Origin of the sequence: Thalassobaculum fulvum (assembly GCF_014652915.1) — a bacterium.
Taxonomy (GTDB): Bacteria; Pseudomonadota; Alphaproteobacteria; order Thalassobaculales; family Thalassobaculaceae; genus Thalassobaculum_A; species Thalassobaculum_A fulvum.
Window position 1 is genome coordinate 45,326 of record NZ_BMZS01000013.1, and the last position, 19,396, is coordinate 64,721.

Below are 19,396 nucleotides of genomic sequence, written 5' to 3' on the forward strand. Positions count from 1 at the left end.
GATCCAGGGAGTGCGTCATGAAGGTCAACGGAATCCACTACCGCCCGGTCTGGCAGGCGGCCGACGGCTCGGCGGTCGAGATCATCGACCAGACCAAGTTGCCGCACGAGTTCGTCGTCGCGCGGCTGACCTCGATGGCCGACGCGGCGCACGCCATCAGGGCGATGCTGGTGCGCGGCGCGCCGCTGATCGGGGCGACCGCCGCCTGGGGGCTGTGGCTGGCGATGCGCGAGGATGCGAGCGACGCCGGGCTGACGTCGGCCTACGAGGCGCTGATGCAGACCCGGCCGACCGCGGTCAACCTACGCTGGGCGCTCGACGCCGGCCGGGCGAAGCTGGCGCCGCTGCCGGCCGGCGAGCGGGTCGAGGCGGCGGCCGCTTTCGCCCGCCACGTCTGCGACGAGGACGCCGAGTTGAACCACTCGATCGGCCGGCACGGGCTGGAGATCATCAGGGCGATCGCCGCGAAGAAGCCCGGGCAGACCGTCAACGTCCTGACCCACTGCAACGCCGGCTGGCTGGCCACCGTCGACTGGGGCACCGCCACCTCGCCGATCTACCAGGCGCACGACGCCGGCATCCCGATCCACGTCTGGGTCGACGAGACCCGGCCGCGCAACCAGGGCGCCTTCCTGACCGCCTGGGAACTCGGCAACCACGGGGTCGACCACACGGTGATCGTCGACAACGCCGGCGGCCACCTGATGCAACACGGGCAGGTCGACCTGTGCATCACCGGCACCGACCGGACCAGCGCCAACGGCGACGTCGCCAACAAGATCGGCACCTACCTGAAGGCGCTGGCGGCCCACGACAACGGCGTGCCGTTCTACGTGGCGCTGCCGAGCCCGACCATCGACTGGACCCTTGCCGACGGCTTCGCGATCCCGATCGAGGAGCGCTCGGCCGACGAGGTCACCCGGATCCCCGGCCGGCTCGACGACGGCAGCATCGGCGCGGTGACCATCACGCCCGAGGGCAGCAAGGCCGCAAACCCGGCCTTCGACGTCACCCCGGCGCGGCTGGTCACCGGCCTGATCACCGAGCGCGGCACCGCACCGGCGACCCCCGAGGGGCTGCTGGGGCTGTTCCCGGAGCGGCGGGCGGCGGGGGAGGACTGAGCCGGCGCCCGTTCCCGGAAGGCGCTCGTCCTCGCTGACCCGATCCCGGGAGACGCTCCGAACATGGATCCGCTGACTCAAGGGGTGCTCGGCGCGGCGCTGCCGCAGGCGACGCGTCGGAAGGTCGAAGTCGGGCTGGCCGGCTGCCTCGGCTTTCTCTCGGGCATGGCGGCCGATCTCGACGTTCTGATCCGCTCCGGGACCGACCCGCTGCTGTTCCTCGACTACCACCGTCACTTCACCCACTCCCTGGTCTTCATTCCGGTCGGCGGGCTGTTGTGCGCGCTGGCGCTGCACGGCCTGCTGGGACGGCGCTGGAGGCTGCCGTTCGCGCGGACCCTGCTGTTCTGCACGCTCGGCTACGCGACCCACGCCGTCCTGGATGCCGGGACCTCCTACGGCACGATGCTGTTCTGGCCGTTCAGCGACGAGCGCTATGCGCTGAGCATCGTCTCGGTGGTCGACCCGCTGTTCACGCTGCCGGTCGCGGTCCTGGTCGTGCTGGCCGGCCTGCGCCGGCGACCGATGTTGGCCCGGCTGGCGCTGGTCTGGGCCGGCCTGTACCTGACGCTCGGCGCCGTGCAGCATCAGGCGGCGCGGGCGATGGCGGCCGAGATCGCGGCCGCCCGGGGCCACCAGCCGAGCCGGATCGAGGTCAAGCCGACCTTCGGCAACATCCTGCTCTGGAAGACCGTCTACGAGACGCCGGAGCGGTTCCACGTCGACGGGGTCCGGCCGGGCGTCCTGCGGCGCGTGTTCCCCGGCACCTCGATCGCCCGGCTCGACCGCGCCCGCGACCTTCCGTGGCTCGACCCGGATACACAGCAGGCCCGCGACCTCGAGCGGTTCCGGCGGTTCAGCGACGGTTTCGTGGCGCGCGATCCCGATCACCCCGACCGGATCATCGATGTCCGTTACTCCTTCCTGCCGACCAGCGTCCGCGGCCTCTGGTCGATCGAACTGTCGCCGGGGGCCGCACCGGATGCGCATGTACGCTATCGGACGCACCGCGAGCAGGCCCGGGACAGCCTCGGCCGGCTCTGGAGCATGATCGCCGCGGACGGGCTCGCAGGACCGCAATGAAGGTCCGCAACGCCCCCCCTTCACCTGGTCGCCGTCTTGTTCCAGGATCGCGGAACGCAGCACCGACGAAGGACGCCCCGCCCATGATGCCGGACAAGGAACGCGCCCTGCGCCAGGAGGTGATCGACACCTGCCTGAAGATGAACGCGCTCGGCATCAACCAGGGCACCTCGGGCAACGCCAGCGTGCGGGTGTCGGACGAGCCGAACGCCGGGTTCTTCATCACCCCCTCGGCGATCCCCTACGAGGAGATCCGGCCCGAGGACATCGTGCGCATGGAACTCGACGGCAGCCACAGCGACAACCGCCGCCCGTCCAGCGAGTGGCGTTTCCACCTGGACATCATGCGGCACCGGCCGGACTGCGGTGCGATCGTCCACACCCACGGCATGTTCGCCACCACGCTGGCCTGCCTGCGCATGGAGATCCCCGCGTTCCACTACATGATCGCCCAGGCCGGCGGTCCGACCATCCGCTGCTCGGGCTACGCCACCTTCGGGACCCAGGAGCTGTCGGACACCGCGCTGGAGGCGCTCGAGGGGCGGCGGGCCTGCCTGCTGGCCAACCACGGCATGATCGCCATCGGCCCGAGCCTGAAGAAGGCGCTGGCCCTGGCGCTCGAGGTTGAGACCCTGGCCGGCATGTACTGGCGCGCCCTGCAGGTAGGCAAACCGGTGATCCTGCCGGACGACGAGATCGAGCGGGTCGGCGTCAAGTTCGGCACCATGGGCTACGGCGCCGTCGAGAAGGGCGCCGCAAAGCCGAGGAAGCGAAAGGGCAAGGCGGCATGAGCACGACCCAGGCGAACGCGACACTGGTCAACACCTCGCTGGACGCCGCCTATACCGAGGCGGCCGAGCGGTTCGTCGCGGCCAACCCCAAGAGCAAGGCGATCCAGGAGCAGGCCGAGAAGGCCATGCCCGGCGGCAACACCCGGACGGTGCTGCACTACCACCCGTTCCCGCTGCGCTTCGCCCGCGGCGAGGGCTGCTACCTGTGGGATGCCGACGGTCACCAGCTGGTCGACTTCCTCGGCGAGTACACCGCCGGGCTGTACGGCCATTCCGAGCCGGTGATCCGAGAGGCCATCAAGCAGGCGGCCGACGACGGCTGGGTGCTGGGCGGGCCGAACCTGCTGGAGGCCCGGCTGGCGCAGACCATCGTCGACCGGTTCCCGGCCCTGGAACGGGTCCGCTTCACCAACTCCGGCACCGAGGCCAACCTGATGGCGATCGCCGCGGCGCGCGCCTTCACCGGCCGCGACCGGGTGATGGTGTTCAAGGGCGGCTACCACGGCGGCGTGCTGTACTTCGGCGGCTCGCCGCTGAATGCGCCGTTCGACTACGTGATGGGCGACTACAACGACGCCGAGGGCTCGGCCGCGCTGATCCGCGAGCAGGGCGACCGGCTGGCCTGTGTCCTGGTCGAGCCGATGTGCGGCTCCGGCGGCTGCCTGCCCGGCAGCGTCGAGTTCCTGCAGAGCCTGCGGGACGCGACCCGGGAGACCGGCGCGCTGCTGATCTTCGACGAGGTCATGACCTCGCGGCTGTCGCCGGAAGGGCTGCACGGCCTGCTCGGCATCACCCCGGACCTGCTGACGCTCGGCAAGTATCTCGGCGGCGGCCTCAGCTTCGGCGCGTTCGGCGGCCGGGCCGAGATCCTCGACCGGTTCGACCCGCGCCGGCCGGACGGCTGGCCGCATGCCGGGACCTTCAACAACAACGTCTTCACCATGTCGGCCGGGCTGGCCGGGCTGACCCACAAGTACACGCCGGAGCGGGCGGTGATGCTGAACGCCGCCGGCGACAGCCTGCGCGGCCGGCTGAACGACGCGATCGCCCGGCGCGGCCTGCCGCTGGTGGTAGCCGGACGCGGATCGATGATGGCGGTGCACCCGGGCACGACGGTGCCGATGTCGCCGCCGGAGGCCGGCAGGCGGCCGCGCAAACTCATCGACCTGATGCATCTCGACCTGATCGCCGGCGGGGTCTACACCGCCCGCCGCGGCATGGCGGTGCTGTCGCTGCCGATGGGGGCGGCCGAGTTCGACCGGTTCGTGGCAGCCTTCGAGGAATTCCTCGATGCCCGCCGACCGGTGATCGAGGAGGCCGGAAGGTCGATCGGAAAGGCTGGGGGATGAGCCTGCTGCGCCGTCTGATCTTCGAGGCCGGCCGCCGGGCCGCCCAGAACCCGGAGGTGCGACGCACCGCCGCCAGGGTCGCTGGCGAGGTCTACGGCAAGGTGGCGCCGAGGGTGGAGAATGCCGGCCGCCACGTGCTGGAGAGCGCGCGCGAGACCTCGGCGGAGGGTCGGCTGACCGACGATCCGATCGGTTTCGCCCGGCGGTTCCGCGACCGGCTCCTGCCGCCCGAGGACGACCGGCAGCGCTGAACGCGTCGCGCCAGTCGCAGGGTTCGATTCGGCATCGTTAACCGATGCCGTGAATGGGCTTTCGAAATTTAAAGCGGCTCGCCGAAACGGCCTTTGTGTGCGATAGTAGGCGTTCGGTTCTTGGGAGCCTGTCATGGAAGGCATTTCCGGCGTTCCGGCGCCGATCCCGCATTCGAAGGTCGCCGGTCCCGACAAGGTCCATCTGGCCGGCTCCGGTTCGGGCGGCGGGTTGAGGGCGCAGCCGGTGAACCAGCCGCTGGTGCCGGTGGCATCGGGTTCCGAGGTGGCGAAGATGAGCCCGTCGGAACGGGCGGAGTACATCCGGTCGGTCGGGCAGCAGGCGACGGCCCGGGCGGTGGCGAAGGTGATCGACATCCTCGCGTGACGACCGCTCGCGGATCTGACGAATTTTATTTAAAATACGATCTAAATATGTTCTAGTTTCTCGACGGGTGTCTCCGCCAGGACGCCCGCCCGAGAGCGAGGAGCGTCAGAATGGCGATCGGCCCGACAGGATCCTCCCCCCTGGTCCCGGCCCCGCAAGGGCAGGGCGGGCCGGTCGCTCCTTCGCGGCTGGCGCAGGGGCTGCAGGAGGCCTTCGGTTTCCGGAGCCGGAACGCTTCGCGGGGCAGCGGCGAGGCCGTGGTCGCCGAACCGCTCGACGATGCCGAGCGCCGCCAGTTCAACCTGGAGCAGGCGGCCGAGGAAATCCGCCGGCTGAACCCGAACGCGCCGCGTGGCTCGATCGTCGATATCGTCGCCTGACCGGCCGCCGGACGCATCCCCGCCGGACGCATCGCCGCCGGACGCATCGCCACCGGATGGGGCTTGGCCCCATCCTCGGCGCGGCCGCAGCACCTTGACCGGGGTCGCCGGGCGCGCCTAGCTTCGCGCTCCCTTCAGCGTCGCAACCGTCCCGTGATCCAGGCAATCGACACACCATCCGCTCCGGCGGTGCCGCGCGCCGCCCTGCTCGGCTTCGGCTGGCTGCTGTGCGCCCTGTTCTTCCTGTACGCCTTCGTGCAGCGGGTCGCGCCGTCGGTGATGGTCGACGATCTGATGCGCGACTTCGCGGTCGGCGGCGCCCTGCTCGGCAATCTGTCGGCGTACTACTACTACGCCTATGCCGGATCGCAGATTCCGGTCGGCGTGCTGATGGACAGGTTCGGTCCGCGCCGGCTGGTCACCATCGCGGCGGCCCTGGCCGGGGCCGGGTCGCTGGTGTTCGTGATGGCCGACGGGCTGTGGCTGGCCTCGGTCGGTCGGCTGATGATCGGTTTCGGCTGCGCGTTCAGCTTCGTCGGCGCGCTCAACTACGCGGCCCTGTGGTTCCCGCCCAACCGGTTCGCCACGCTGAGCGGCTGGGCCCAGATGCTGGGCGTCGCCGGCGGCATCCTCGGGCAGGCCCCGCTCGGCTATCTGGTCGAGAGCGTCGGCTGGCGGCTGGCGGTCGCCGGGCTGGCGGCGTTCGGGCTGGCGCTGGCGGTGGCGACCGGCCTGGTGCTGCGCGACCGGCCGCGGTCGGCTCCGGCCGCCTCGGCCGGCGGCCTGCGCCTGCTGTCCGGGTTGAAGCGGGCGGCGGCGACCGGCCAGGTCTGGCTGGCCGCCGGCTTCGGCATGGCGATGACCGGCAGCATGCTGGCGTTCGGCGGCCTGTGGGGCGTGCCCTATGTCGAGCAGGCCTACGACCTGCCGAAGGCCGAGGCGGCCGCGCTGGTCTCGATCCTGTTCGTCGGCTGGGGCGTCGGCGCCCCGCTGTGGGGCGTCCTGTCCGACCGCTGGAGCCGGCGCCGGCCGTTCATGGCGATCGGCGGCGTGCTGGCGACCGCCGGGATCGCCGGCGCGGTCTACCTGCCGGGCCTGGACACGGTGTCGCTGGCCGCGATCCTGTGTATCCAGGGCTTCGGGTCGTCGTCGATGGTGCTGTGCTTCGCGGTGGCGCGCGAGAACACGCCGGCGTGGTCGGCCGGGGTCACGCTCGGCATCGTCAACGGCTTCGTGGTCGGGTCCGGCGCGGTGCTGCAGCCCCTGGTCGGCTGGCTGCTCGACCTCGGCTGGGAGGGAAGCCTGGTCGCCGGCGCGCGGATCTACAGCCTGGCGGCCTACCAGGGCGCGTTCCTGATCCTGCCGGTCACCTGCGCCTGGGGCGTGCTGATCACCCTGTTCGTGCGCGAGACCGGGGCGCGGCCGTTCGAGGAGTAGCCCTACAACAGTCCCGCCGACCGGAAGCTGGTGTGGCCGCCGCGGGCCACGATCAGGTGGTCGTGCAGCACCAGGCCGAGGGCGGCGGCCGCTTCGGATAGCTGGCGGGTCATGGCGATGTCGGCCTGCGACGGCGACGGGTCGCCGGACGGGTGGTTGTGCACCACGATCAGCGCCGAGGCGCCGAGCTCGAGGGCCCGCTTGACCACCTCGCGCGGGTACAGCGGCGTGTGGTCGACGGTGCCGCGGCCCTGGCGCTCGTCGCGGATCAGCCGGTTCTTGCGGTCCAGGTACAGCACCCGCACCTCCTCGACCGGCAGGCTCGCCATCGCCACCCGGCAGTAGTCCAGCAGCTGGCTCCAGCTCGACAGCACCGGGCGGTCGCGGATCGCCTGGCCGAGCAGGCGGGTCGCCGCGGCGTGCGCGGTCTTCAGCGCGGCGACCGAGGCCTCGCCCATGCCGTCGACCCGGGCGAGCGCGTCGGCCGGCGCGCTGACCGCCTCGGCGAACGAGCCGAAGCGCGCGACCAGCCGCTTGGACAGCGGCTTGACGTCGCCGCGCGGCCTGGCCTGGAACAGCAGCAGCTCAAGCAGCTCGTAGTCGGCCAGCGCCTCGGCGCCGGCTTCCAGGAACCGCCGGCGCAGCCGGGCCCGGTGTCCGAGCCGGTCGTCGTGGTCGTCCTCCGCCGCCATGCACGATGCCTTCCGCCGGTTGCCCGACGGCTAAGGCAGACGGAGGGACGGATTTCAGGGGGGAGGGAGACGCGCCGCCTGTCGCGGCCTGCGCGTCCCCCGGTCGGCATCAGGTCTTCGGCTTGCGGAACGGCTTGTGGCAGGCCCCGCAGGTGCCGCCGAGCGCCTTCATGGCCTCGCCGGTGGCGGCGGCGTCGCCGCCCTTCGCGACCATCGCCAGCTTCTCGGCTGCCGCTGCCGCGTCGGCGGCGGCCTGCTCGAATTTCGCCCAGTCCTGCCAGATCTCCGGCTTGGCGTCGGTCTCGCCGGCGTCCGAGCCCTTCGGGAACAGCGACGGAGCCTTCTTCATGGTCGCGGCGATCTTCATCGCCGGCTCGACCGCGTCGGCTGCCTTGTTGCCCTCGACGGCCGCCTTGATCGCCTTCATGGCGCCGCCGGCCCCCTTCATGGCTTCCTGGCGAGCGGCGATCTCGCCGGCGGCCATAGCCCCGCCGGCGGTCGCCAGAAGTACCGCGCCGATGGCGGCCGCACGAACCAGATGTCGCATGTATCCTCCTGCCCGTTGTCGGGGCGGGTCGTCGCGCCCACCCCTCGCGACGTTAAGCATGATGGGCGGGCCGGGACCGGTCAGTTAACAAATTCGTGTGCCCGGTCGGTTTCCGGTGCGGGTCAGTCGGGCAGGATGGTCGGCTCCAGCGCCGCCCGGCCGCGGATCATGTCGGACGCCTTGTCGGCGATCATCATGACCGAGGCGTTCAGGTTGGCGGACAGCATGGTCGGCATGATCGAGGCGTCGACCACCCGCAGTCCCTCCATCCCGCGCACCCGCAGCTGGTCGTCGACCACCGCCGTCGGGTCGGTCTCCGGGCCCATCCGGCAGGTGCCCATCGGGTGGAAGGTGGTGGTGCCGCGCTCCTTCGCCGCCGCCAGCAGCTCGTCGTCGCTCTGGACCTGCGCGCCCGGGTACTCCTCGAAGTCGTAGAACGGCGCCAGCGGCTCGGTGGCGAGCAGGCGGCGGGCCAGCTTCATCGCCTTCAGCAGGACCTGGCGGTCCTCCTCCTCGGCGAGGTAGTTCGGCTGGATGACCGGCGCCTCGAACGGGTCGGCGTTGCGCGCCCGCACGTAGCCCTTGCTTTCCGGCCGCTGCTGCCAGGACGCGACCGTCATGCCCGGATGGTCGTCGAGCTTGGACTGCACGCCCTCCTTGTAGCTGGCCGGCGTGAAGGTGAACTGGACGTCGCTGTTCCGCGCCACCTCGTCGGAGTGCCAGAAGCAGTACACCAGGGTCGGGCTGAGCGAGAGGATGCCCTTGCGGGTGGCCATCCACTTCAGCACGTTGCCGACCAGCCGCAGGCCGCGCGCCTCCTCGTTGATGGTATCCGAGTTCTTCACCCGGGCCACGAACCGCGGCGCGTAGTGGTCGCGCAGGTTCTCGCCGACTCCCGGCAGCTCGTGCCGGACCGGGATGCCGAGCGACTTCAGCAGTCCGGCGGGGCCGATGCCGGAGAGCTGCATGAGCTGCGGCGAGTTGTAGGTGCCGCCGGACAGGATCACCTCGCGGCGTGCCCGGACCTCGCTCGGGATGCCGTGGCGGCCGCCCTTGTTGTAGCGGATGCCGACCGCGCGCCTGCCCTCGAGCATGATCGAGGTGGCGTGCGCGTGGGTGATCACGGTCAGGTTCTTGCGACCCATGGCGGGGCGCAGGAAGGCGCGCGCCGCGCTCATCCGGCGGCCGCCGGCGATGGTGCGCTGGGCGTAGGACACGCCTTCCTGGATCGCGCCGTTGTAGTCCGGGTTGCGCGGGATGCCGAGGGTCGTGCAGCCCTCGATGAAGGCGTCGCACAGCGGGTGCCGCCAGTCGATGTCGGTGACCTGCAGCGTGCCGTCGCGGCCCCGGAAGGTGTCGTCGCCGTCGCCGATCCGCTTCTCGCAGCGCCGGAAATACGGCAGGCAGTCGGCATAGCCCCAGCCGCGGTTGCCGCGCTGGGCCCAGCCGTCGAAGTCCATGCGCTGGCCGCGGTTGTAGATATGCCCGTTGATCGAGCTCGATCCGCCCAGCGTCTTGCCGCGCGGCGCCTTGATTCGGCGGCCGCCGGTCCACTCGCTCGGCTCCATGTCGTAGAGCCAGTTCACCGCCGGATCGACCATGGTCTTCATGAACCCGGCCGGGATGTGGATGAACGGGTGCAGGTCGGAGCCGCCGGCCTCCAGCAGGCAGACCGTGGCGGTGCCGTCCTCCGTCAGACGGTTTGCGAGCACCGAGCCGGCCGAGCCGGCGCCGACGATGACGTAGTCGAAGCTGTCCATGCGCTGGTATCCCTCGCGAATGCGCAGGATGGGAGAGGACCTAACCCTTAGCAGACCCCGACGCGCGCCGGCAAAGATATTGAATTCAGAACGGCCCGGGCGTCGGACATTCCGTCGAAGGATTGAGATGGGTCATGGACGCCGTCCACCGTCCGCCGAAACCTGGAACGGTTCCAGACCTGTAAGCGGCGGCAAGCCGCGCGGCATCGACACAAGGGGAGGCACTCTGACATGCAAGCAGAGCAGGTAGGGCAGGACGGACAGCCACCGGTCCGCCTGGCGGTCGCCGCCGCCACATTCGACGACGTGAAGGCGTCGATGCGCGCCGGCCTGCGCGATGTCGTCGCCCGCCCGGGCCTCAGTCTCTTCTTCGGTCTCGCCTTTGCCGTACTGGGCGCGGCGCTGATCGCCGGACTCGTGGTGTTCGATCAGATATGGATCACGATCGCGGTCGCCGTCGGCTTTCCGCTCGTCGCGCCGTTCCTGGCCGTGGGGCTGTACGAGATGTCGCGCCGGCTCAAGCGCGGCGAGCCGTTCTCGGCGTCCGACATCCTTCTGGTCATCTTCCGGCAGCAGCGCCGCGAGTTCCGCTGGATGTCGTTCGTCGTGCTGTTCATCTTCTGGATCTGGGCGTACCAGGTGCGGCTCGTGCTCGCGCTGACCATCCACTACAAGCACTTCCGGTCCGTCGAGGACCTGCTCGTCGGCGTGTTCACCACGTCCGGGGGCGCCCTGTTCCTGCTGATCGGCACGCTGATCGGCGGCTTCCTGGCGACGGTCCTCTACACCGTCACGGTGATCGCCATGCCGCTGCTGCTGGACCGCAACGTCGACTTCGTGACCGCCATGATCACCAGCGTGCGGACCGTCCTGGGGAGTCCCGTGGTCATGCTCGGCTGGGGGGCCGCGGTCGGCGCACTGACGCTCCTCGCCATCGCGCCGGCCCTCGTCGGCGTGATCTTCGTCTTCCCGTTCCTGGGGCACACGACCTGGCACCTGTACGAGCGCCTGATCTCGGAGAAATGAGCGCGGCTCCGAGGACTCGGGGCTATTGGGCGTCCTTCGGCCAGACCCGGGTGGCGTGGGCGAGTTCCGGCCAGCCGATCGGCGAGGCCGCCCTGGCGACCGCCTGTTCCGTCGGCTGCGCCGGGTCCCACCAGGCGGCGACGATCCGCCTGCCGGTGAAGCCGTCCGACGTCGGCGAAGCCAGCCAGGCGGCCGGCGGGCCCATGACGGCGGGCCTCAGCATGGTGGCGCGGTCCATGCCGCTGCCGTCGGCGATGAAGGCGGTGTCGGTCGGGCCGCCGGGGACCAGCACGTTGACCGTGACGCCGCTGCCGTCCAGCTCGGTCGCCCAGATCGCCGAGGCCGCCTCCAGCGAGGCCTTGAGCGCGCCGTAGGGGAAGGCGCGCAGCATGGTGAAAAAGCTGGTGGTGTTGTTCACCACCCGGCCCCAGCCGCGCTGCCTCATGCCCGGGGTCACCAGCCGGGTCATCAGGTACGGGCCGCGCAGGTTGACGGCGATGAAGCGGTCGAAGATCTCCGGCGTCACCTCCTGCAGGCCCGGCAGGTTGCGCTCGGCGTCCGGGCGCAGCGAGCTGAGGCCGATGCCGGCGTTGTTGAACAGGACGTCGACCGGCCCGAGCGCGCTCTCGACCGCGGCGACCGCGGCCGCACAGCCGTCCTCGGTCGAGACGTCGGCCTCGATCGCCACGGCGCCGCCGCCGATCTGCGCCGCCACCCGCCGGGCCGCACCGCCGTCCAGGTCGACCACCGCGACCCGGGCTCCAACGGCGGCGACCGCGGCGCACATGGCGCTGCCGATTCCGCCACCGCCGCCGGTGATCAGCGCGACCCGTTGCCGTTCAGCCATCTCGTCTTCCTCCTGTCGTGTTCTGATTGTCGCCGACCGGTCAGGCCGTCTTCGGATCGATCGGCAGGGTCATGCCGGCCTTTACCTCGACCGCCTCGGCAGCGGCCAGGCACAGATCCTCGCGGAACCGGCCGGCGACGATCTGCACGCCCATCGGCAGTCCGTCATGGGTGCCGGTCGGCACCGACACCGCCGGCAGGCCGAGCACCGGGATCGCCAGCTGCGGAAGCTGGGCGGCGATGAGCCGCCGCGTCGTCTCGACGTCGATCAGGTCCTCGCCGACCCTGAACGCCGGTTCGGCCGAGTTCGGCATGACGACGACGGGCCAGCGCTCCAGGAAGTCCTGCCAGTCCTGCAGCATGGCGTCGCGCTCGGCCAGGGCGTCCAGGGTGTCCTGCGGCCCGCATTTCGGCATGACCTCGTGCCAGAACCCGATCGCCCGGCGGATGCCCTCGTCGCCGACCTGCTCGATGGTGGCGTCGAGCGAGCGGATGGTGTCGGCCATCGCCATCCTGGCCCACAGGTCGGCGACCTCGCCGAGCCGCGGCGGCTCGACCTCCTCGACCTCGTAGCCGGCCTCGGCCAGCCAGCTTCCGGCCTGCAGGACCGACGCGCGGATCGCCGGCTGGACGCCGCGGCCGGCCGGGTCCGGCACCAGGGCAACACGCTTCGGCGCCGGCGGGCCTTCCAGCGGCGCGTCGACCCAGCGGGCGTCGCCGACGTCGCCGGCGGCCATGACCCGCAGCGCCAGCCGGGCGTCGCGCACGGTCCGGGTCAGCGGGCCCTGCACCGCCATCAGCTGGGCCGAGATCGGCCTCGGCTTCGGGCTGCTGTAGTTGCGGGCCGGCACCCGGCCGTAGCTCGGGCGCAGGCCGACCACACCGCAGCAATAGGCCGGATAGCGGACCGAGCCAGCGATGTCGTTGCCCTGGTTGATCGGCGCGATCCCGGAAGCGGTGGCGGCCCCGGCGCCGCCGCTCGACCCGCCCGGGGTGCGGGCCGGGTCCCAGGGGTTCAGCGTGTTGCCGTGCAGGCTGTTCTCGGTCGTCCAGCGCATCGACAGGCACGGCGTGTTGGTCCGGCCGATCACGATGGCGCCGGCCTTGCGAAAATTGCCGACGGTCGGGCTGTCGCGCTCGGCGACCAGGTCCTTGAGCGCTACGACACCGTTGTCGGTCGGGCAGCCGGCCTGGTCGGTGTTGACCTTGATGGTCACCGGCACCCCGTGCAGGGGCCCAACCGCGTCGCCGCGGGCCAGCGCCGCGTCGGCGGCGTCGGCCTCCGCCCGGGCCTGCTCCGGCAGCGCCAGCACGACGGCGTTGAGCTGCGGATTGACCGCGTCCATGCGCGCCAGATGAGCGTCCATCACCTGGCGGGCCGAGACCTCCCGGCGACGGATGCGCTCGGCGAGTTCGACGGCGTCCAGGCACCACAGCGGTTCGGCGGTCATGCTTGCTCCGTGCTTGTCCATCGATCGAGAAGCGGTCCGGCCGGGCCGTATACCGGATCCTGGTCGGGCACCGGCACCCGCGCGATCCGGGCGGCGGTATCCGGCCCGGCCTCGGTGGTCGTGTCGGGATAGCCGCCGCCGGGATAGGCGCCCACTACCAGCAGGTCCCGGCTGGCGCCGAGGTTGCGGTGCGCGACGCCGGCCGGGATCACCACCACGTCGCCGGCGGCGACCTCGGTCTCCAGCGCGCCATCGCCGCCGAACAGCACCCGGACCCGGCCACGGACGATCCCCAGGACCTCGTGCATGGTCGCGTGGAAGTGGTCGTGGCCGAAGATCCCGTTGCGCCAGGCGCCGGGCCAGCCGTGCCGGGCGAACAGCGCCTCGCAGGCGGCGGCCGGATCGCCGGCGAGGTCGAGGACGCCGCGATAGACCAGCAGCGGCAGATGCGGGTTGTTCGGCAGCCGGCCGTTCGCGGGTATCGGGTGCGTCTCCACGTCTCGCCCGGTCATGGCGCCCTCCGGGCTATTCGGCGGCGGCTTCGGCGGGGGACGAGGCCGCCAGGTCGAAGGTCTGGAACTCCCGGTTCAGGGCCGGCAGCATAGCCACCTCCATCCGCCCAAGGGCCGGCTGCATCACGATCATCGCGACGGTGGCGCTGAGGTCGGTGGTGAAGGACGGTCGCGGCGGCCGACAGACCGACCACGGCGAGGCGAAGTCGTCGAACAGGGCGGCCTTGACGGCGTCGGTGTCGAGCGAGCCGATCCGCGGGGTCAGCAGGTCGCGCACCCGGATGTCGCGGTACAGGCTGTCCGGGGTGTTGGCGATCCCGGTGTCCTTCAGCTTGGCCAGTGCCACCGGGCTCTGCCAGTGGTTGGCGTGCACCAGCAGGCCGTTCTCGGGATGCACCTGGAAAGTCTCGTCGGGCGCGCACTCGAAGTCGATCGCCAGCCCCTCGGCGTGGCTGACGATCATGTTGTTCGAGGGCGACTTCGGGGTGGCGTAGACCGTCCGCAGGGCCAGCGCCAGGTGCTCGCTCTCCAGCACCTTGCGGCGGATCAGGGCGAGCGGCACGCCGATCCGGCAGTAGTCGCGGTCTGACTCCAGGTAGTTGGCGGTGATCGCGATGCCCGCGGCGTTCAGTCCGCAGCGCGCCAGCCCGCCGGCCTCGGTGAAGGTCAACAGGTCGGGCCCGTCGTCGCGCCGGATCTTCAGCACCACCGCAGTCTCGGCGCACTCCGCCTTCCAGTCCCAGTTCTGGGCGTGGATCAGCCGGCCGTCCCGGGTGGCGCCGGGCAGGGCGACCACGCCGGTGCAGCCGTCGGGTTGCTCCGCGGCTGCCAGCTTCGCCCGCAGGTCCGGTCGGGCGCCGAGCTTCAGCACCTCGGTGCGGGCGTTCAGGAGCACGATTTCCTCGAACGGGACTGCGGCCCCGTCGGCGATGCCGCGCATCTCTTCCACATAGTCGGGATCGAACCGCTCGATCACCGGCAGGTAGTCGTCGACCAGCGCCCGGACCGCCGGCCAGCCGAGGCCGAGATGCTGCAGCTGCGCGGTGTAGTGCGACACGCCCTTGGCGATCCGTTCGCCGGCCTGCCGGCCGTACTGCCGGCCGCGCTCGCGCGGCGGCCCGGAAACCTCGATGAGGGGGCAGGGTTCGACCATGTCGGGGGCCTTTCGTCGGACGACTCGGGCGAGCTTAGCAACTCGGCCGGATCGTGACAGTGTCCTGATCGGGCGGCCACGGTGCGCGGCTACAGGATGCCGGTCTCGGGATACGGTTCGCCGCGCAGCACCCGGCCGAGGCCGAGGCGGGCGAGGTCGATGCTGCGGAATTCGCCGTGCACGATCAGCTCGGCGACGCCGCGGCCGGCGGCGGGCGCGTGCATCAGGCCGTGACCGGAGAAGCCGGCGACCGTGTAGACGTTCGGATGGCGCTCTGGCCAGTTGCCGATGACCGGGTTGCCGTCCAGTTCGCACACCTCGTACAGTCCGGCCCAGGAGCGCAGGCACCGGGTCGCCTCGAACGCCGGGAAGCGGTGGGCCAGGGCCGGCCAGACCATGTCCTCGAAGTGACCGGGGTCGAGCTCGAAGTTGACCCCGCGCGGCTCGTCCGAGTTCACCACCGTCCCGGTGTAGCCCGACCCCTCCGGCCGGAACGCCAGGCGCGCCAGGTCCTTGACGAAGGGCAGGGGCTCGATCGGCGTACGGGTCGCGAAGTAGTGCTCGAAGCGCCGCATCGGCGAGATCGGCAGCGGCATGCCGATGCTGGCGGCGATCGGTTCGGACCACGCGCCGGCGGCGATCACGAACCGGTCGGCGGCGAGCGGCGGACCGTCCTGCAGCACGGCCCGGCGGACCGGACCGTCGCCGTCGTCGAGCGCGATCACCCTGTCGCGGACGAATGCCACGCCCAGGTGGCGCGCCATCCGGCGGAAGCCCTGCAGGACGGCACTCGGGTCGCACCAGCCGTCGCGCGGCGACAGGACCGCGGCTCCGACGTCGTCGACGGTCATCGACGGGTAGCGCCGCTTCAGCGCTGCCGGATCCATCATGACGATCTCGACACCGAGCGCTTCCTGGGTGCGGGCGTTGGCCTCCAGCATGGCCACGGCCGCCGGCGGCACCAGGAACAGGTAGCCTTCCTCGCGCCAGGCGATGTCCGGCCGGTCGCCGTCGACCGCCATCTCGTCGGCGAACCGCGTCAGGAAGCCGATGCTGAAGGTCGACATCTCGATGTTCTCGGGGCGCGAGAACAGCCGCCGGGCGCCGCCGGCCGACAGCACCGTCGAGGCGAACTCGTAGGTCGGGTCCGGCTCGACCACCAGAACCGACGCGCCGGGATCGAGGCGCTTGAGGAACACCGCGGTGCTCAGCCCCATGATGCCGCCACCGATGATGCACACGTCGCAGTGCATGGATGCCGCTCCGCCGTTCCGACCGGAGGGCAGGGTCGCGCGCGCCGACCGTCGCGCCACTTGAATTCCGTTCAAGTGGCTGCCACCGTCGCGCCATGACCGAGCCGCGTACGCCGCTGCCGCCGTTCGCCGCCCTGCGGGCGTTTCACGCCGCCGCCGTGCACGGCCGGTTCCGCGACGCCGCGGCGGCCCTCGGCATCACCGAGTCGGCGATCAGCCACCAGGTGCGGCGGCTCGAGGACTTCCTGCGCACCGCGCTGTTCGACCGGTCCGGCAACGGGGTGCGCCTGACCGCCGCCGGCCGGCAGTACCTCGAGCAGATCGACCCGGCGATCCGGCAGATCCAGGCGGCGACCGAGGCGATGCTGCGGCCGGCCGGGCGCGGGGTGGTTCGCCTGACCATGCCGCCGTCGCTGGCCGCCACCTGGCTGATTCCGAAGCTCGGGGCGTTCGAGCGCGCCCACCCGGACGTCGACCTGCAGCTGGTCACCACCACCCGGGTGGTCGACCTGCGGCGCGACCAGGTCGACCTGGCGATCCGCCACGGCAAGGGCACCTGGCCCGGCCTGGACGCCGCGTTCCTGCTGGAGGAGGCGGCGACCCCGGTGTGTGCGCCCGGCTACCTGACCTTCGGGGTCGGCGACTGCCCGCAGGAGGCGCTGTACCGGGCCCGGCTGATCGTCAACGCCCGGTTCCCCGACGAATGGGAGGAGTGGGCCCGGGCCCGCGGCTTGGAGCCGCCGAGCCTGGCCGGGGCGGTGACCATGGACGCCCAGGAGCAGGCGCTGCAGGTCGCCGAGGGCGGGCACGGCCTGGCGATCGGCCGGCGGCCTATGGTCGACGACAGGCTGGCCCGCGGCGTGCTGATCGCGCCGTTCGGCGACGCCGACCCGACCGGGGCGGCCTACTATCTGTGCCGGGCGACCGATACCCCGCTGACTGCCGCTGCGCGCCGCCTGGAGCGCTGGCTGATCGAGCTCGCGGCCGCGACCTGACGGCGGTCCGGCCGGTCACATGCGCTCGGCGAGCTTGTCGATCAGCCCCCTGTAGAGCACCTTGTCCTGCTCGTTGGTGGCCTTCGAGAACCGGTCGACGAGGTCTTCCAGGGTCAGGTTGCCGACCGGGACGTCGATGCTGCTCCGTGTCCCTCGGGCCCGCTGCACCGAGTCCAGGCCGACCCGTGGCAGGATGGCGGCGATCACGCGCTCGATCGCCTGGAACAGGAACTCGGTGGAATAGCCGGCGAGGAAGCCGAGCGCGGCGCTGCTGACCTCGATGACCTGCCCGCCGTCGTTCGTCAGGTGCTTGGTGAACAGCAGGATCGTGCCGCCGCTGATGATGCCGAGCAGGATCCGGTTGTAGTACTCGGGCTTGCGGCGGGCGTCGAAGCTGCGTTCGGCGATGAAGGAATGGGCACTGCGCAGCAGGTAGACGCAGGCGCCGAGCCCGCCATAGGCGAACGGGGCGAGCGTCGTGACCAGCAAGCGCGCGCGGTTCCAGAATTCCGGGGCGACGGCGTTGATGTTGGCGTCGAACGCCACCGGCGGTCCGTAGATCACCTTGAGCCACTGGGTGAAGATCACCGCGACCGCGAAGAGTATCGTCCACAGCCACAGCCACCGCGTGAAGCGCAGGGCGTCGGATCGGCCGAGCAGGGTTCCCCATCTCCGGGGACGCTCGGTCGTCGCTTCCAGGGTTGCGGCGGTAACGGGGTGCAGCAGCACCGCGAGCCGCGCGTACGCGTCGACGAAGGCCAGCCACTCGACCCGCGGCACGGCGATGCAGGTGTCGGGCGCCGGGGCCCGGCAGCCGAGCCTGAGCCGGGCCACCAGCGCCAGGATCGGCTTGCGGACGTCGTCGCCCACCGTCGCTCCGCTGGCGGCCTTGAAGCCGGTTCGTGTCGCGTAGTCGAGCAGGCCGAGGGCGTCGGCCACCTCCCGGCCGAGCGGTGGGCCGATGTCGATGGTGTCCGCCGGCGGCGGTTCGTCCTGCGGCGGTTCGTCCTGTGGCGGGAGGCCCCCAGGCGGGGTGGCCCCACCCTCCGGGGCGTCTGGCGCTTCCTCCGGCTGGTCCGTCACGGATCGATCCCCCGGCGTTGCGGCTATGTGCCGCTCGATGGTCATGCATTGCGATTGCCGGGCAATCTAACTTTCAATTTTCCAGCGATAATCCCCCGAATGCGGGAAGACGACGGTGCAGTTCGGTGGGGCGGGCCGAGACCGACGCGCTAAGATCGGCGGAACCGATGCCGCGCCGGACCGACACGATGACCGCCCGACCGATCGACGCGCCCCTGCGCATCACCGGCCTGCTGCCGCGGCCGAACGACGGGTCGCTGGGGACCCGAAGCTGGAAGGATGCCGGTATCCGCATCCGGTGCGCTTCCATCGCGCCGCATCTGGGGGCGCTCGGGGCGGCGGTGAAGCTGGTGGAGAGCCAGAACCTCGACCGCCGGATCGCCGACGGCTCCTACTTCGACGCCGACGTCTTCATGATCTACCAGACCCTGGAGGACCACCGGCCGATCGTCGGCTCGCTGCTCGACGCCGGGAAGTGCGTGGTGGTCGACGTGTGCGACGATCTCACGCGTTACAAGGGGGTGCTGAACTACAACTGGGAGAACGCGCAGCGGGCCTTCGCGATCACCGTACCGACCGCCTCGCTGGCACGTCGCCTGGCGGCCCGGGTCGAGGGCAAGCGGATCTATATCGTCCCGGATGCGGTCGAGGGCGAGCCCGCGCCGGTCCGTCCGCCCCGCCGCGAGGGGCCGCTCCGCCTGTTCTGGTACGGCTGGCAGCACAAGCTCCGGACGCTCTCCGAGCGTCTGCCGGCGCTGGCCGAGCTGGCGGCCCGTCGACCCCTCGAACTGACCATCATGTCGAACCTGCGGCCGGTCGGGCCGATCCTGCAGTCGATCGTCGAGAGCCGGTACGACCGGCTGTCGATCGCGGCGGTGCCCTGGGACCTCTCGGCGTTCAACACGGCCATGGAGCGGAGCGACATCGCGGTCATCCCCTACAACGAAAGCATCTCGTACTCGGGGCGCTCGCCGGTCCGGCTGATTCAGGCGGCCTGGCGCGGCCGGCTGCCGGTCTCCGAGGACGTGGAAGGCTATCCCGAGTTCGCCCGGTTCGGGGTGCTGCACCGTTCGATCGTCGACGGCATCGCCTGGGCCGTCGAGAACCCGGACGCGGCGGCCGGGCAACTCGCCGCCCTTCAGCGGCACGTCGCCGAGACCCATCGGCCCGAGGTCCTGGCCCGGACCTGGATGCACGCCCTGAGCCACGCCTATGCGGGGTTCCGCGAGCAAGGGGGGTAGCGCCGCGGGCGTGACCGGGCGCCGGGGTTCCCATACAGTG

At 71.2% G+C, this 19,396-nt stretch carries 20 protein-coding genes; 11 read left to right on the top strand and 9 right to left on the bottom strand.

The annotated features are described in order from the left end of the window. Positions 1-17 precede the first annotated feature (17 nt). From mtnA to IE246_RS24435, 8 genes are all read left to right on the top strand, one after another. Entirely contained in the window at positions 18-1,121 is a 1,104-nt protein-coding gene (mtnA, locus tag IE246_RS24400) for an S-methyl-5-thioribose-1-phosphate isomerase (protein WP_189994653.1), read from the top strand. A gap of 63 nt (positions 1,122-1,184) precedes the next feature. Continuing rightward, positions 1,185-2,204, top strand: a complete 1,020-nt coding sequence (locus IE246_RS24405; RefSeq protein ID WP_189994655.1) for a metal-dependent hydrolase — start codon at positions 1,185-1,187, stop codon at positions 2,202-2,204. Positions 2,205-2,287: 83 nt separating this feature from the next. Continuing rightward, the gene (locus IE246_RS24410) at positions 2,288-2,995 is read left to right on the top strand and encodes a class II aldolase/adducin family protein (RefSeq protein ID WP_189994657.1); all 708 of its coding nucleotides are present in this window, start codon (positions 2,288-2,290) and stop codon (positions 2,993-2,995) included. After that, positions 2,992-4,344, top strand: a complete 1,353-nt coding sequence (locus tag IE246_RS24415; protein WP_189994659.1) for an aspartate aminotransferase family protein — start codon at positions 2,992-2,994, stop codon at positions 4,342-4,344. Before IE246_RS24410 ends, IE246_RS24415 begins: the two co-directional genes overlap by 4 nt. Further along, a complete protein-coding gene (locus IE246_RS24420; protein WP_189994661.1) occupies positions 4,341-4,595 on the top strand; it encodes a hypothetical protein in 255 nt (84 codons plus the stop codon). The genes IE246_RS24415 and IE246_RS24420 overlap by 4 nt, the downstream gene beginning before the upstream one ends. Before the next feature lie 133 nt (positions 4,596-4,728). Continuing rightward, positions 4,729-4,980 (top strand): hypothetical protein, encoded by a 252-nt coding sequence (locus IE246_RS24425; protein WP_189994663.1) that lies wholly within the window; start codon positions 4,729-4,731, stop codon positions 4,978-4,980. Between the two features lie 110 nt (positions 4,981-5,090). Next, the gene (locus tag IE246_RS24430) at positions 5,091-5,360 is read left to right on the top strand and encodes a hypothetical protein (protein WP_189994665.1); all 270 of its coding nucleotides are present in this window, start codon (positions 5,091-5,093) and stop codon (positions 5,358-5,360) included. 153 nt (positions 5,361-5,513) lie between these two features. Further along, the gene (locus tag IE246_RS24435) at positions 5,514-6,797 is read left to right on the top strand and encodes an MFS transporter (protein WP_229837477.1); all 1,284 of its coding nucleotides are present in this window, start codon (positions 5,514-5,516) and stop codon (positions 6,795-6,797) included. Between the two features lie 2 nt (positions 6,798-6,799). On the opposite strand, the gene radC is transcribed toward IE246_RS24435, so the two are convergent. The 3 genes from radC to IE246_RS24450 form a co-directional block, all read right to left on the bottom strand. Further along, entirely contained in the window at positions 6,800-7,489 is a 690-nt protein-coding gene (gene radC / locus IE246_RS24440) for a RadC family protein (protein WP_189994667.1), read from the bottom strand. Between the two features lie 109 nt (positions 7,490-7,598). Beyond that, positions 7,599-8,036: a c-type cytochrome gene (locus tag IE246_RS24445; RefSeq protein ID WP_189994669.1), complete on the bottom strand. Its 438-nt coding sequence runs from the start codon at positions 8,034-8,036 to the stop codon at positions 7,599-7,601. A gap of 122 nt (positions 8,037-8,158) precedes the next feature. After that, positions 8,159-9,796 (bottom strand): GMC family oxidoreductase, encoded by a 1,638-nt coding sequence (locus tag IE246_RS24450; RefSeq protein WP_189994671.1) that lies wholly within the window; start codon positions 9,794-9,796, stop codon positions 8,159-8,161. A gap of 231 nt (positions 9,797-10,027) precedes the next feature. Between IE246_RS24450 and IE246_RS24455 the strand changes: the two genes are divergently transcribed. Beyond that, entirely contained in the window at positions 10,028-10,822 is a 795-nt protein-coding gene (locus IE246_RS24455; RefSeq protein WP_189994673.1) for a DUF2189 domain-containing protein, read from the top strand. A gap of 22 nt (positions 10,823-10,844) precedes the next feature. Here the strand turns inward: IE246_RS24455 and IE246_RS24460 are convergent, their stop codons facing one another. The 5 genes from IE246_RS24460 to IE246_RS24480 form a co-directional block, all read right to left on the bottom strand. Then, positions 10,845-11,669, bottom strand: a complete 825-nt coding sequence (locus IE246_RS24460) for an SDR family oxidoreductase (RefSeq protein WP_189994674.1) — start codon at positions 11,667-11,669, stop codon at positions 10,845-10,847. Positions 11,670-11,709: 40 nt separating this feature from the next. Then, entirely contained in the window at positions 11,710-13,119 is a 1,410-nt protein-coding gene (locus IE246_RS24465) for an amidase family protein (RefSeq protein ID WP_189994675.1), read from the bottom strand. Then, a complete protein-coding gene (locus IE246_RS24470; RefSeq protein WP_189994676.1) occupies positions 13,116-13,631 on the bottom strand; it encodes a cupin domain-containing protein in 516 nt (171 codons plus the stop codon). Before IE246_RS24470 ends, IE246_RS24465 begins: the two co-directional genes overlap by 4 nt. 13 nt (positions 13,632-13,644) lie before the next feature. After that, positions 13,645-14,784 (bottom strand): C45 family autoproteolytic acyltransferase/hydrolase, encoded by a 1,140-nt coding sequence (locus IE246_RS24475; RefSeq protein WP_189994677.1) that lies wholly within the window; start codon positions 14,782-14,784, stop codon positions 13,645-13,647. A gap of 89 nt (positions 14,785-14,873) precedes the next feature. Further along, the gene (locus tag IE246_RS24480) at positions 14,874-16,037 is read right to left on the bottom strand and encodes an NAD(P)/FAD-dependent oxidoreductase (RefSeq protein ID WP_189994678.1); all 1,164 of its coding nucleotides are present in this window, start codon (positions 16,035-16,037) and stop codon (positions 14,874-14,876) included. Positions 16,038-16,132: 95 nt separating this feature from the next. On the opposite strand from IE246_RS24480, the gene IE246_RS24485 reads away from it, so the two are divergent. Next, positions 16,133-17,032 carry a LysR substrate-binding domain-containing protein gene (locus IE246_RS24485; RefSeq protein WP_189994679.1) on the top strand — a complete coding sequence of 300 codons (900 nt, stop codon included), beginning with the start codon at positions 16,133-16,135 and terminating at the stop codon, positions 17,030-17,032. A 15-nt stretch (positions 17,033-17,047) separates the two neighbouring features. Here the strand turns inward: IE246_RS24485 and IE246_RS24490 are convergent, their stop codons facing one another. Continuing rightward, positions 17,048-18,115 (bottom strand): hypothetical protein, encoded by a 1,068-nt coding sequence (locus IE246_RS24490; protein ID WP_189994681.1) that lies wholly within the window; start codon positions 18,113-18,115, stop codon positions 17,048-17,050. A gap of 188 nt (positions 18,116-18,303) precedes the next feature. Between IE246_RS24490 and IE246_RS24495 the strand changes: the two genes are divergently transcribed. Further along, positions 18,304-19,356 carry a hypothetical protein gene (locus tag IE246_RS24495; protein ID WP_189994683.1) on the top strand — a complete coding sequence of 351 codons (1,053 nt, stop codon included), beginning with the start codon at positions 18,304-18,306 and terminating at the stop codon, positions 19,354-19,356. Positions 19,357-19,396: the final 40 nt, after the last annotated feature.